Source organism: Gluconacetobacter azotocaptans (assembly GCF_014174355.1).
Lineage (GTDB): Bacteria > Pseudomonadota > Alphaproteobacteria > Acetobacterales > Acetobacteraceae > Gluconacetobacter > Gluconacetobacter azotocaptans.
The window spans coordinates 58,316-71,892 of record NZ_JABEQF010000011.1; the positions used below are offsets into that span (position 1 = coordinate 58,316).

Sequence of the window (13,577 nt, forward strand, 5' to 3'; positions counted from 1 at the left end):
GCACGCCGGGGGTGTCCGCCCCACGGTTGTACCGGGAATGCAGTCGCGACCGCACCCCCGATCGGTCCGCCGCGCCCATGAACCCACCCCGCATATCGTTCCAACCCACGGCAGGCGGTCCACTCTTAAAAAGAAGTCCATAAGCCCGATTTTACTATCGGTCTTCTTCGCGCCATGGAAATAATATGACACAAATAAGACATGGTATGGTGGAAATGACACGCGCAACCCCGACCCAATATGCCAACCCCGGGCCGCTGGGCCTGATGGGTTTCGGCGTCACCACGGTCCTGCTGAACCTGCACAATGCCGGGTGGATTCCCATGGGATCGGCCATCCTGGCCATGGGGCTGGTGTTCGGTGGGCTGGCGCAGATCATGGCCGGCCTGCTGGAATACCCCAAGGGCAACACGTTCGGCCTGACGGCCTTTACCTCGTACGGCGCGTTCTGGCTGTCGCTGGTCGCGCTGGTCTGCCTGCCGCAGGTGGGGCTCATGCCGGCATCCACCCCCGCGCTGATGGCGGCGTACCTGTTCATGTGGGGGATCTTCACGCTGATCCTGTTCATCGGCACGTTGTCGGCGTCCCGCGCGTTGCAGGTGGTGTTCGGCTCTCTGGTCATCCTGTTCATGCTGCTGGCGGCGGCCGAGCGTTCGGGCAATCCGGCGCTGACAGTGATTGCGGGATATGAAGGCATATTCTGCGGTTTTTCGGCCATCTATATCGCGATGGCCGAAATCCTGGAATTCCAGTTCGGCCACGCCGTCCTGCCCCTGGGCCTGATGCGCCGCCCCCGGGCCAGCCAGCCGATCGGCGCGCTGTAGACGCCGCGGGACGGTCCTTTCGGACCACCGCCGGCACATCTTCGCAACAAGCTGCCTTCAATGCCCACGCATCCGCGCGGGCGTTTTTTTTTGCAGGCAGGGCTTCTGCACGCAGAGTTCCATCAACGCGGCCAATCTCACCGGATCGAAGCCATTCTCTGGCTCTGCCACATCGGCCGGAACCGGATCACCCGCCAGCACACCCAGTCCAAAGCCCAGGAACGAACCGACCAGAAGCAGGATGAGGACGAAAAGGCATTTTTCACGGCACCCTCATTTTCCGAACGAGGGGGGGTAACGGCGACGTACCCTAGTAGGTAGACGTTTTCTTTACATATTAAGTAATAATGTGCTACGCACCAAAAAATGCCCATCGACAGGGTCGGAGGGAGAGGCCGTCGATCGGACACGCCCGCACGAAAAGCATACCATTACTTTACATTGAATACTTATTCTATTCTTCAAAAAACGAAAGAAGAAAAATGAGTACATTTTCCGTAAAGAAGCCAGAATACTCATATATTGATGGACATGGGAAAATAATTATTTTTCCTATGTTTATATTTTTACTTATGTCTACCCTCTCCCTGTCCGGGACACACGGCCCGGACTACGCCATCATGCATCTCCTGTCCTTAATCTCCGGTCGATCCGCTTTATTGGATCACGCCATCTTCGGCCTGACCAAGGACATGTTTTCCAGCGTCATTCTTCTATCCCTTGTCGTCTATGCCTGGTTTGGCACGAACCGGTCCGATCGCCGCGCGGGAATCCTGGTAGGAACCGTGATGTCGTTTTTCGCCGGAGTCGTGAGTCGTATCCTGCAACTGTCGCTACCGACGCATCTTCGGCCTTTGTATGATGCCGATCTTCATTTCAAGTCGCCGTCCGGCCTCGATTCAGGCGCCCTCAACCACTGGTCGTCATTTCCCAGCGACCACGCCGCCGTCGTGTTCGGCCTGGCATGCACGATATATTACGCCGACATCCGGATCGGCCGGCTGGCATTCGCCCTGGTGACGCTCTTGAGTGCTTCACGCGTTTACCTGGGCGTTCATTTCCCCTCAGACGTAATTGCAGGCGCTTCGCTCGGCATTGCCGTCGTCATGGCAACGCAGCAGTTTCGGACGTCGAGCATGGTGCGGCAACTGATGGCAAAGGAAGAAACCAACAGCGCGTTGTTCTATTCCCTCGCGTTCTATTTCTGTTTCGGGGTGGCCACTCTTTTCAACGACTACCGATCGGCGCTTTCCGAATTCGCGAAACAACTGCATGCCCACATCACCGGTTAGAATCCTCCGGAATCCGGTGACGCTCCTTACGATGACCTTCGTGCGGATCTGACGATATGGGCGTCGCCGGCAGGTGCTTACTTTCGCAGCTTGTTACGTTATAATTACAAAAAAAATAAATCAAGAAAGAGGCTTGGTATTCATCCGGCGTGGCTTTATGCCGTAGCCTCGTCGGAAACAGCCCCACGCGATCATGAGTCACTTTCCTTATCCGCTTTTCCTGTTGCCATTGGTATTCGTTTTGGGGGGATGCGATCAGATCGGGCCCACCCGGCTTGATCGGGATCAGAGCGACTACTCTCGTGCATTGACCAGTTCGGGCAAGCAGCAGACGCTGCTGAACGTCGTGCGCCTGCGCTATGCCGACACGCCGGGCTTTCTCGACACCACGCAATTGATCTCGGGCTATCAGCTTCAGCGCAACATCTCCGCCGGGATCGGGACCTATTCCCTGGCCAGCCGGCCCTATGGCGGCGTGGGCGTCCAGCTTCAGGAAAGCCCCACCTTCACCTTCCAGCCGGTCACGGGCGATGCCTATGCGCAGAGCTTCCTGCGCCCTCTGCCGCCGGGCAACCTGCTGCCCCTGGCCATGGGCGGCCTGCCGATCGACGTTCTGTTCCGGCTTGCGGTGCAGTCGATCAACCTGATCAACAACGCGGGCGCGCTGGGCAGCGATGTCGGGCGCGGATCGCCGGTCTTTTTCGACCTGATCCATGATCTGCGGCTGTTGCAGGTGGCCGGCCTGCTGGGCATTCAACTGGAGCGCGGCCCGGACGCGACCGGCAAGGACCCCACGGCCGATCGCGTCTTTCTGTCGATCGCCTCGACGGACGACCCGGCCATGGCGCCGGTGGTCCATGAAGTGCGCCACATTCTGGGCATGGCCCAGAACGACGAACGTGTGGAAGTCGTCTATGGCGGCGGGCGGCCGCGCCCGGGCCAGATCCGGCTGCTGACCCGCACGATACTCGGCGTTCTGGGGCAGATCGCCTATCAGATCGACGTGCCGCTGGAAGACATCACCTCGGGTCGCACACGCCCCCGGATCAGCCTGATCGGCCGGGAGACGAAGCCCATCGTCGTGATCCATGTCACCAAGGAGCGACCGCCGTCCGTCTTTTCGTGGACCACCTATAATCACAAATATTACTGGATCGCCGACGACGATTACGACAGCAAGCTGGCCTTTACGATGCTGCAGATTCTTCTGGAACTGTCCAAGACCAGCAAGGGGCCCAGCACGATCGTGACCATCCCCGTCAGCGGATAGACGACCGTCCGTCGGGGGTATTCGGCGACGATCGGAAGTTCTCGGAACCTGGTGAACGGAATGTGCACCGCCCGGGCCGGTTTCCGGGGGGCCTCGCGCATCCCCGGTCCTTGATGCGTGGTCGCGGCGATCCCACGATCTGCCGAGACGTCCCAACCGTCCCATCGGGACCACCACGCAGGAATGGAAAAAGCGTCATGTCCGCATTCCATGGCCAGTTCGTCTGGTACGAACTCGCGACCCTCGATGCCCCGGCGGCATCCGCCTTCTACCGCGCCGTCATAGGCTGGAACATGAAGGATGCCGGGCTGCCCGACCGGGAATACACGATCCTCAGCGCCGGCGAGAGGCCCATCGGCGGCCTGATGGCGCTGTCCCAGGCCGATTGCACGGCCGGCGCGCAGCCGGGCTGGATCGGCTATGTCGCCGTTGACGACGTCGATGCCATCGCCGCACGCATCGCCGATGCCGGCGGCGCCATCCTGCGCCCGGCCGGCGACATCCCCGGTGTCGGGCGCTTCGCGATCGTCGGCGACCCCCAGGGCGCCGTCTTCGCCCTGTTCGGGGCCGGCGACCGCGGGGCGATGCCGCCTGCGGCGCCCGGCACGCCCGGCACGGTGGGCTGGCACGAACTTCTGGCCCGGGACCGGCAATCGGCCTTCGCCTTCTACGCCGACCTGTTCGGCTGGGCCTTGGGCGAGGCCGTCGATATGGGCGAAATGGGCATTTATCAGATCTTCACGATCGGCGGCGAGCCGGCGGGCGGCATGATGACGCGGGCGGCGGCGATGCCCGCGCCGTTCTGGCTGTATTATGTCAATGTGGACGGCATCGATGCGGCCATCGGCCGGGTGCGCGAGGCTGGCGGCCGGGTGGCCAACGGCCCCCATCAGGTGCCGGACGGAAGCTGGATCGTGCAATGCCTCGATCCGCAGGACTGCATGTTCGCCCTTGTCGCGCCCACGCGGTGATCCTGGCGCCCGATTACGGCTCGTTCCCCCGCCGGCGGCCCGGCTTGGCCCGGCGGCGGCGGGTGGCGAGCAGGTTCAGGCTCTCGACCATGATCGAAAACCCCATCGCCGTGTAGATGTAGCCGCGCGGCATATGAAAGCCGAACCCGTCCGCGACCAGGACCATGCCGATCAGCAGCAGGAAGGACAGGGCCAGCATCTTCACCGATGCGTTCCGTTCGATGAACGCGGTCAGCGGCCCCGACGCCACCAGCATCACGACGATGGCCACGACGATCGCCGCCACCATGATCCGGATGTCCTCGGCGATGCCCACCGCCGTGATCACGCTGTCGATCGAAAACACCAGGTCGAACAGGGAAATCTGCACGACGGTCGAGGCGAAACCGGGATGGCCGCGCAGGGCCGCCGCATGATCGCCCTCGCCTTCCACGCGCAGGTGAATCTCGCGCGTGCCCTTGTACAGCAGGAAGCCGCCGCCGGCGATCAGGATGAAATCGCGCCACGAGAAACCGTGCCCCAGCACCGACAGGACCGGCGCCGTCAGATGCACCATCCAGACGATGGACCACAGCAGCAGCAGCCGCGTGGCCAGTGCCAGCACCAGCCCCAGCCTGCGGGCGCTGGCCTGCCTGTCCGGGGGCAGGCGCCCGGCCTGCAGGGCGATGAAGACCAGATTATCCACGCCCAGCACGATTTCCAGCGCCGCCAGCGTCGCAAAGCTGGCCCACACGTCCGGATCGAGGAGCCACGCCATGGTCAGGCCGCACCAGCCGGATCGCGACCCCCGTTCCGGCGCGGCGGACGCCCGATCGGAAGTTCGACCCGGCCTTCCCGTTTACCGCTGTATTCCGGACTCTCGTCGAAATCCTGGCCGCCCATAACCCCGGCTCCTTGCCTCGCCCGTGGCGAGTCCCGTGCGAACGACAAGGACATGAGGACGTGGCGCGGCGGCCGCAAGGTCAATGCATGCGAGGGCCAGGAAGACCGCCCGATCACGACTACCGATTATCGGTGCTGAGGGGGACGGTCGCGGACGCGCCTGTCCAACCCGCGCCGTAACGTGGACAGCGATCGCGAAAGCCCCGCAAGGCACTGATTTTACTGATGAATTTTGGAGATCTGGTGGAGGGAGTTGGATTCGAACCAACGTAGGCGTACGCCAGCGGATTTACAGTCCGCCCCCTTTAGCCACTCGGGCATCCCTCCGTGTGACAGGGTGGTTAGTTCCATCCGGACGGCGTGTCAATGCCCTTGTCCGCCTTCGCGCACGACGGCGTGACGGGCGGCGCGGTTCGGCCTATATCGGGCCATGCGCAATCGCCCGCCGCGTCGTCCCGACGCCCGAACCGCCCCGCGCCCGTCCGGACGGACGGACCCGCAGGCCCCTTCCGACACCGCCCGCCCCACGCGGCAGCGCGGTGCTGCGACGCCGCGTGGCACGCCGCCGCGCGGGACCTACTGGCTGTACGGGCTGCACCCGGCGCTGGCGGCGCTGGGCAACCCCGAACGGCGCATCCGCCAGATCCTGACCACCGAGGAAGGCGAGGCCGCCCTGCGCGAACGTCTGGGCGCGCCCCTGCCGATGCAGCCGCACCGCACCGACCGCACCCGACTGGACGCCCTGTGCGGGCGCGATGCCGTGCACCAGGGCATCGCCGTGCTGACCGACGCGCTGCCGTCGCTGGCGGTGGATGACGTCGTCGACCGGCCGGGGCCGATCCTGCTGCTGGACCAGGTGACCGACCCGCGCAATGTGGGCGCCATCCTGCGCTCGGCTGCCGCCTTTCGCGCCGCCGCCGTGGTGGTGATGGAACGCAACGCACCCGACGAAACCGGGGCGCTGGCCAAGGCGGCGTCCGGCGCGCTGGAAATCGTGCCGCTACTGAGGGTGGTGAACCTGGCGCGGACGCTGGATACGCTGAAGGACCGGGGGTTCTGGGTCGTCGGGCTGGATGCCGGCGGCGGAGTGCTGGACGGCACGTCGTTCGGCAAGCGGCGCGTGGCGCTGGTCCTGGGGGCCGAGGGCGACGGGCTGCGCCGGCTGACCCGCGAACATTGCGACGAGATCTCGGGGCTGGCCATGCCGGGCGACATGGAAAGCCTGAACGTCTCCAACGCCGCCGCCGTCGCCCTGTACGAACTGGCCCGCGCCGGAATGACCTGACCCATCAGGGCGGCGCCCCGAAGCCCGTCAGCCAGGAAAGGATGACATGAGCACCCTGCACGGAAGCTGCCTGTGCGGCAGCGTAACCTATCGGATCGACGGCCGGCCGCTGGATTTCGTGCTGTGCCATTGCGGGCGCTGCCGCAAGGTCACGGGGTCATCCTTCGCCGCCAACCTGATTGCCCGGCCGGAGGATGTGTCCTGGACGGCGGGCGAGGCCGACATCCTGCGTTGGGACCTGCCGACGGCGCGCAGCTTCGCGGCCTCGACCTGCCGCGTGTGCGGCACGCCCGTGCCGCACGTCACCCGCAACGGCCAGTTCATGATCGTCCCGGCCGGCACGCTGGACAGCACGCCGGACACGAAGCCCGCCCGCCAGATCTTCACCGCGTCGAAGGCGGCGTGGTGCATCGACGTGGCGGACCTGCCGTCCGAGCCCTGAGAGGCGAAGGTGACGACCGGGAAGAAGGAAACCTCTGCAATGTTCAGCCATGTTACCGTCGGCGTCCGCGACGTCACCCACGCGGCGATTTTCTACGACGCCGTCCTGGCCCCGCTGGGCATCGTCCGGTGCTGGACGGCCCAGGACGGATCCTTCGCCGGGTGGCGCCAGCCGGACGGGCGGGAAGGAGACAACACCTTCTTCATCGGCCGCCCCTTCGACGGCCAGCCGCCCGCGCCCGGCAACGGCTGGATGTGCGCCTTCACCGCGCCCGACCATGCCGCCGTGCAGGCCGCATATGATGCCGCCCTGGCACATGGCGGCGCCGACGCGGGCGCGCCCGGCCCGCGCCCGCACTACGGCCCGCATTATTTCGGGGCCTACATGCGCGACCCCGACGGGAACAAGCTGCACGTCGTGTGCCGCGCCCCCTGCCCCTGAGCGGCCCCGCCCCTCCACTGGAGACACCGATGGACAAGACCCACCGCTATGCCGTGACCGTGACTTGGACGGGCAACCGGGGCGACGGTACGGCCACCCCGCGGTCCTATGACCGGTCCCACCGCATCGCCAGCCCCGGCAAGCCGTCGATCGAGGGATCGTCCGACCCGGCCTTCAGGGGCGACCCTGCCCGCTGGAACCCCGAGGAGCTGCTGCTGGCCGCGCTGGCGGCCTGCCATCAGCTTTGGTACCTGGGCCTGTGCGCGCAGGCCGGCATCGTCGTCACGGCGTATGAGGACGCGGCCGAAGGCACGATGGTCGAGCAGGACGACGGCGCGGGACAATTCACCGACGTGACCCTGCGGCCGCGCGTGACCCTGGCCGCCGGGTCGGACATCGTGGCGGCCGAGGCCCTGCATCGCGTGGCGCATGAGACCTGCTTCATCGCGCGCTCGGTGAATTTTCCGGTCCACCATGCTCCGGTGACGACGGTCGCCTAGCCGGTCGGGCTTCGCCCGAACCCGGCAGGGCCAGAGGCGCAATGCCGAAGATCAGGCCGGGCTGTACTCCCGCAACGGCGGATCGAGCACCGGCGCGTGCATGGCCGGATCCGTCGTGCTGGTGCGTCCATTTTCGACGTGGCCGGCAAAGCGCGTGGTGTTGCGGCCGCCTTCGGTCAGCACCGTGAAATCGTACCAGTTCGCGCTGGCCGACAGGGCGATGCGACGGTCCACGGTTTCATGCGCCGGCACGTCGATCGCCATCTCCGTCCGCCCGTAGGCGTTGTCCCGCACCACGACATGCACGGCGTCGCCATCGGATTTCAGCGCCAGATGCAGCACATCCCGTGCGCCGTCATGCCGGACCGAGGCGATGACGCCCGCCGTACCGACATCGGGCCGGCCCTCGCGGTGATAGCGACGAATGAACCCGTTGGGCCCCATCACCGTCAGGATCAGGGGCGCCTCGCCGTCCGGCAACCATATATCGTCCAGATTCCTGCCCGGCTCGACGGTATAGCGGCGCGGGGTCTCGTCCGACAGTTCGCGATAGACATACAGGCAGGCCGCCGCCTGGCCGGTATTGACGAAGCGCAAGGCCAGCGCGCCATTGGCGCCCGTGCTTTCCTCCACCGCCAGATCGTAGGGCAGCGGCCGCGCGGGGCGCGTGCCCTCCTCCTGCCGGCCGATATCGGCGAACCGGCTGGTGGGGGAAATGGCCGGATCGGGCAGATGGCAGGACGCATCCACCGCCGCACGATAGCCCGACGTATCGGGCAGGTCCGCGCGCCTGTGCACCGGTAGCGAAAAATCGAACGCCGACGTCAGGTCGCCGCAGACCGCCCGCCGCCATGGCGTGATGTTGGGTTCGTTCACGCCGAACCGCCGTTCGATGAAACGGATGACGGACGTGTGGTCGAAGACTTCCGAACAGACATATCCACCGGTGCTCCAGGGCGAAATGGCCATCATCGGCACGCGCGGCCCTAGCCCATAGGGCAGATTGTCCGCCGTGTAGCGCCCGGTGTTCAGGTCCGGCACGCGGTCGTGAATCTCGCCGGCCGCATGCACGGTGCTCTTGCCGGGAAGGGCCGGAGTAGGCGGCTGCGGCGGGGGCACATGATCGAAATAGCCGTCGTTCTCGTCATACATGACAAGGAAGACGGTCCGTGCCCACACGTCGGGATTCGACGTCAGGGCATCGAGGACGCGCGAGATATAGACCGCGCCATAACCGGGGCTCCAGCGCGGATGTTCCGAAAACACCGCCGGCGGCAGCAGCCACGAGACGCTGGGCAGCCTGTCCGCCGTCACGTCGGCTTTCAGGTCGTCGAGCGTACGCCTGGTCATCGCGCGGCGACGGAGTGCCGAGCCTTCCGGCGCGGTCACGAAATTCCGGAAATTCATCAGCACGTTGGTGCCGAAATTTCCATTGAGCAGATCGGTCACCTCCAGCCCTTCCTGATAGACCTGCCAGGACACGCCGGCCTGTTCCAGCCGTTCGGGGAAGGTGGTCCAGGTGAACGGAGGGGGCACCGTCTTGTAGAACTTGCGATCCACCCAATCGATATTGTCCAGGATCGGCCCCCCGCCCACGCCGGTGGGGTCGACCGTCCCCGTCATCAGGTAGAACCGGTTGGGATGGGTCTGGCACGGGGTGGAACAGAAATAATGGTCGCAGACCGTGAAGGCGTCGGCCAGGGCGTAGTGGAAGGGAAGATCCTGGCGGGTGTAATATCCCATCGTCATGTCGGTCTTGTGCTTCGGCCACTGATCGTTGCGGCCGGCATTGATGGCGGCGTGCGTGGGGTCCCAGCTATGGTCGAGGTCCATCACGCATTCGGCGCCGCTGCTTTTCGTATTCAGGCGGAAGGGCACGATCTCGCCCGCCTCGCCCTTGCCCCGGGCCTGGCGCCACATCGGCACCCCGTCGGCCCGCAGCACCGGGAAGCGGTCGTTCACGCCGCGCACGCCGGACATGTGACCGAAGTAATGATCGAACGAACGGTTTTCCTGCATGAAGACCACGATGTGCTGCACGTCTTCGATCGTGCCGGCGCGGCGGTGGGCGGGCAGGGCCATCGCCCGGCGGATGGCCGCGGGAAACAGGCCGGCGGACATGGCCCCCATTTGCAGAAAATCGCGTCGGTTGGAACGGAACATCCGAATTCCTCTTACGGGTTCTGATCATCCTGCGCGTGCAAGAGGACATTCCGGCAAGTGTCGCATCGCATCGCATCGCATCGCATCGCGCGACGGGGCATATTTTCGTCCTGGTTAACACCCCTGTGCCGATGTTTGAATAACCAAACGGGCCGACTGGACAGATTTTTTGAAATCTTCATTGAAACATTAGTCGGATGTAATATTTTCCTGCGCTTCAGATGTGGGGCCGGCCTTCCCCGATACGGTCGCCGCCCTGGCCTATCTGAAACGGCATTTCCGCCTGGTGGTCCTGTCGAATGTCGACATGGCGTCCTTCGCCGCCACCAACGCGCGGCTGCAGGTCGCCTTCGATGCCGTGTACACGGCCGAGGACATCGGATCGTACAAGCCATCGCACCGAAATTTCGAATACATGCTGGAACATCTGCACGATCTGGGCCTGTCGGCGCGCGACGTGCTGCATACGGCGGAAAGCCTGTTCCACGACCATGTGCCCGCCAACGCCTTCGGCCTGGCGTCGTGCTGGATCGCGCGCCGGTACGCCCGGCCGGGCCTGGGCGCGACGATGGAGCCGGGCGCGATGCCCAACGTCAATTTCCGCTTCGATTCGCTGGCCGACCTGGTGACCGCCCATCGGGCGGAAACCGGTGCGGCGTGAAAGAGGTCGGAAGCCCGATCATAAGACGACCGGGTTTCCAAAAGGTAATGCCCTCTGGCGGGTTTCAGGGCAGCGCCCTGAACTCTGCCGCAGGCCCCGCCTGTTCATAGGCATACCCCATCGCCAGCAGCGCCGGTTCCGACCAGGCCGTGCCGATAAAGGACAACCCGACCGGCAGCCCCCGCACCCGGCCCATCGGCACGCTGAGATGCGGGTAGCCGGCCACCGCCGCCAGCGTCCCCGCGCCCGTCCCGTCACCCGGCCGGTCGCCCAGCACCAGATCGGTCAGCCAGGCTGGACCCGTCGTGGGCGCCACCAGGGCGTCCAGCCGGTCATGCGCCAGCATGGCGTCGATGCCCCCTGCCCCGGCAAGCCGCCGCGCGGTGGCCCGCGCCGTCAGGTAGGCCGGATCGGACAGGGCGGGCGCCTTGTCCGCACTTTCGAATAAATCCTGACCAAACGACGGCATTTCACGATCGGTCTGTTGGGCATCGAACGCGATCAGGGCCGCCAGGTCCCGGGCCTTCACCGCCGGCGGGGTCTGCGCCAGATAGGCATTCAGCCCGGCGCGAAATTCGGACAGCAGGACCGTCAATTCGGCGTCGCCCAGACGTTTGCTGTCGAATGCGTCGATTTCGACCAGGGTCGCGCCCTGCGCGCGCAGCCGCGCCAGGGCGGCGTCGAACACCGTGCGCAGGTCGGGATTTTTACCCTGGGCGAAGCGCAGCACCCCGATGCGCCGCCCGCGCAGGGCATCGGGCGTCAGACCCGCCAGGTAATCGGCGCGATGGCGGTCGGCCTGCGCCGTCGCGGGGTCGGCGGGGTCGGACCCGGCCATGACCCCCAGCAGCAGCGCCGCGTCGCGCACGGTGCGCGTCATCGGACCGGGCGTATCCTGACTGGCCGAAATCGGCACTACGAAGGTACGCGACACCAGCCCCACCGTCGGCTTCAGCCCGACGATGCCGTTGACGGCCGCCGGGCAGGTGACCGACCCGTTCGTCTCGGTCCCGATGGCCGCTGCGGCCAGACCGGCCGCCACGGCAACGGCGCTGCCGGCGCTGGAGCCGCAGGCCGTCCGCGCGCGATCGTACGGATTGCGCGTCAGGCCGCCCACGGCGCTCCATCCGCTGCTGGCGTGGGCCGAACGGAAATTGGCCCATTCCGACAGATTGCCCTTGCCCAGCACGACGGCCCCCGCCGCGCGCAGCCGCGCGATGACCGGCGCGTCGCGATGCGTGACATTGCCCAGCAACGCCAGCGACCCCGCCGTGGTGGGCAGCGGGTCGCGCGTTTCGATATTGTCCTTCACCACGATCGGCAGGCCATACAGCGGGCCGCGCACCCGCCGCATCCGTGCCAGGGCGGCGGCCTGCGCCACCGCGTCCGGGTTCAGCGCCAGGATGGCATGCAGCCCGTCCGGCCCGGCATCGACCCGCGCGATGCGCGCGCGATAGCGCCGCATCAGGCTGTCGGGCGCCAGCCGCCCGGCCTGCATCGCCGCCACCAGGGCGGTGGCGCTGTCCGGCCCGGCCTGGGGCGACGCGGCCTGCGACGCCGCAGGCACGCACGCCCCCAGCAGTGCCGCCCATGCCGCGCCTCGCCATCCCCTCCGGGCCGGCTGACCGATGCCTTCTTTTTCTGAAGAAAAAGAAGCAAAAAGACTTTGATTCGTTATGAGCCTTCGCATGACCCGGCACATGGCTCCCTGAACGTCCAAAAGTTTTTTGGTTCTTTCTTCAAAAAAGAACGAAGAATCCCGCCACACGGAATCAGTGCTGGAATTGTCCCAGCCAGGTCACCAGCCGGCTGGCCAGGGCGATTCTGGCGTCGGAAAAACTATGATCGGTATCCAAGGTCTCGGCATCGAGATTTTTGGCGCCTGCCTTGCGCGCGGCCCGGGCGGCGGCTTCGGCCATGAAGCCGATACCACGCGTTGTACCGATCAGTGCCAGGGGGCGCCCGGACAGGGCAGGCATCGTGGCGACCAGATCCAGCGCAGAACCGGCATGCGTCACCTCGGCCATGATTCGCTCCTCGCTGGTGCCGGCCAGCGGCGGCATGTCCCCACGCACCTCATCGACCAGGAATGCTTCACGCTTTTCGGGATCGACGAAGCTGCGGCCGATCGCGGCGAAGTCGGCCGGGTCGATCAGGAAAGTACCGACGACACGCGGGTCGTCCGCTGCGACCCGCGCGGCCACGATGCCGCCAAGACTGTGTCCGGCGACGGCAATGCGGGACGGATCGATGTCGAACCGTGCGATCACCTGGGGCTTGCGCAGGTAAGCCAGCGCAGTGGCGGCATCCTGCACGCAGTGGGCGAACGAAAAGCGACCGGGGCTGCCCCAGGACCCGCGATAATGGAATGTGAGGACATTCCACCCCGCACGACGCGCGACCTGGGCCAGATCGAGATTCTGTTCGTTGCCGGGAAAGCCGTGGAGCAGCAGCAAGGTCGGATGCGGCCTGGCGCCCGCCGCACTGTACATCACGGCGTTCAGCGCGCCCTCTTCCGAGGGGATAACGAAAGCGGCCATCGCCGACGGGTGCACGCGATCGACGGGCGGATCGGTGGTCACGGCCGCCGGCGGGGGGCCGGCCAGCGCTATGGCAGGCATCGCGAGAAGAAGTGGAAAAAGCATCCGTCGCATCAATACACCCCATCCCAAAGCGTCGGCACCTCGGCCCGCGGTTATCACCATGAAGCCCGGGCTTCCCGCTCGTCCTCATTTTGAATCACATAATTCACGCCTTGGGAATCAGACGACCCGGCCCATTCACACCCCCCTGTTCGACACAAAAAAGCCCGGGACCAGATGGTCCCGGGCTTCATGCCGGCGTCA

The 13,577-nt window shown here is 65.6% G+C and carries 13 protein-coding genes and 1 tRNA gene; 9 read left to right on the forward strand and 5 right to left on the reverse strand.

Annotated elements, in window-relative coordinates; all coding sequences use genetic code 11:
* Positions 1–206: 206 nt before the first annotated feature.
* The 4 genes from HLH34_RS13800 to HLH34_RS13815 all read left to right on the forward strand — a co-directional run bounded on the left by HLH34_RS13800 (position 207) and on the right by HLH34_RS13815 (position 4,357).
* Positions 207–824, forward strand: a complete 618-nt coding sequence (locus HLH34_RS13800; protein ID WP_183120156.1) for an acetate uptake transporter — start codon at positions 207–209, stop codon at positions 822–824.
* A 482-nt stretch (positions 825–1,306) separates the two neighbouring features.
* Entirely contained in the window at positions 1,307–2,116 is an 810-nt protein-coding gene (locus HLH34_RS13805; RefSeq protein ID WP_183120157.1) for a phosphatase PAP2 family protein, read from the forward strand.
* Positions 2,117–2,423: 307 nt separating this feature from the next.
* A complete protein-coding gene (locus HLH34_RS13810) occupies positions 2,424–3,386 on the forward strand; it encodes a hypothetical protein (RefSeq protein WP_240161924.1) in 963 nt (320 codons plus the stop codon).
* A gap of 197 nt (positions 3,387–3,583) precedes the next feature.
* The gene (locus tag HLH34_RS13815; RefSeq protein ID WP_183120159.1) at positions 3,584–4,357 is read left to right on the forward strand and encodes a VOC family protein; all 774 of its coding nucleotides are present in this window, start codon (positions 3,584–3,586) and stop codon (positions 4,355–4,357) included.
* A gap of 13 nt (positions 4,358–4,370) precedes the next feature.
* Here the strand turns inward: HLH34_RS13815 and HLH34_RS13820 are convergent, their stop codons facing one another.
* Together HLH34_RS13820 and HLH34_RS13825 are read right to left on the reverse strand one after the other, a co-directional pair.
* On the reverse strand, positions 4,371–5,114 hold the full coding sequence (locus tag HLH34_RS13820) for a TerC family protein (RefSeq protein ID WP_183120160.1): 744 nt from the start codon (positions 5,112–5,114) through the stop codon (positions 4,371–4,373).
* Between the two features lie 366 nt (positions 5,115–5,480).
* Positions 5,481–5,566 (reverse strand) — tRNA-Tyr (locus HLH34_RS13825).
* Positions 5,567–5,669: 103 nt separating this feature from the next.
* Here HLH34_RS13825 and HLH34_RS13830 point away from each other — a divergent pair.
* The 4 genes from HLH34_RS13830 to HLH34_RS13845 are packed head-to-tail and all read left to right on the forward strand — an operon-like array spanning position 5,670 to position 7,907.
* On the forward strand, positions 5,670–6,524 hold the full coding sequence (locus HLH34_RS13830) for a TrmH family RNA methyltransferase (RefSeq protein ID WP_183120161.1): 855 nt from the start codon (positions 5,670–5,672) through the stop codon (positions 6,522–6,524).
* A 46-nt stretch (positions 6,525–6,570) separates the two neighbouring features.
* Positions 6,571–6,966, forward strand: a complete 396-nt coding sequence (locus HLH34_RS13835; RefSeq protein WP_183120162.1) for a GFA family protein — start codon at positions 6,571–6,573, stop codon at positions 6,964–6,966.
* 39 nt (positions 6,967–7,005) lie between these two features.
* Entirely contained in the window at positions 7,006–7,407 is a 402-nt protein-coding gene (locus HLH34_RS13840) for a VOC family protein (protein WP_183120163.1), read from the forward strand.
* A gap of 29 nt (positions 7,408–7,436) precedes the next feature.
* The gene (locus tag HLH34_RS13845; RefSeq protein WP_183120164.1) at positions 7,437–7,907 is read left to right on the forward strand and encodes an OsmC family protein; all 471 of its coding nucleotides are present in this window, start codon (positions 7,437–7,439) and stop codon (positions 7,905–7,907) included.
* A gap of 51 nt (positions 7,908–7,958) precedes the next feature.
* Here HLH34_RS13845 and HLH34_RS13850 read toward each other — a convergent pair whose 3' ends face one another.
* The gene (locus HLH34_RS13850; protein ID WP_183120165.1) at positions 7,959–10,070 is read right to left on the reverse strand and encodes a phosphocholine-specific phospholipase C; all 2,112 of its coding nucleotides are present in this window, start codon (positions 10,068–10,070) and stop codon (positions 7,959–7,961) included.
* A gap of 223 nt (positions 10,071–10,293) precedes the next feature.
* On the opposite strand from HLH34_RS13850, the gene HLH34_RS13855 reads away from it, so the two are divergent.
* On the forward strand, positions 10,294–10,731 hold the full coding sequence (locus HLH34_RS13855; RefSeq protein ID WP_264784368.1) for an HAD family hydrolase: 438 nt from the start codon (positions 10,294–10,296) through the stop codon (positions 10,729–10,731).
* 64 nt (positions 10,732–10,795) lie between these two features.
* On the opposite strand, the gene HLH34_RS13860 is transcribed toward HLH34_RS13855, so the two are convergent.
* Both HLH34_RS13860 and HLH34_RS13865 read right to left on the reverse strand, forming a co-directional pair.
* Complete coding sequence (locus tag HLH34_RS13860; RefSeq protein ID WP_342354512.1) at positions 10,796–12,298, reverse strand: amidase; 1,503 nt, start codon at positions 12,296–12,298, stop codon at positions 10,796–10,798.
* Between the two features lie 205 nt (positions 12,299–12,503).
* On the reverse strand, positions 12,504–13,376 hold the full coding sequence (locus HLH34_RS13865; protein WP_244959959.1) for an alpha/beta hydrolase: 873 nt from the start codon (positions 13,374–13,376) through the stop codon (positions 12,504–12,506).
* Positions 13,377–13,577: the final 201 nt, after the last annotated feature.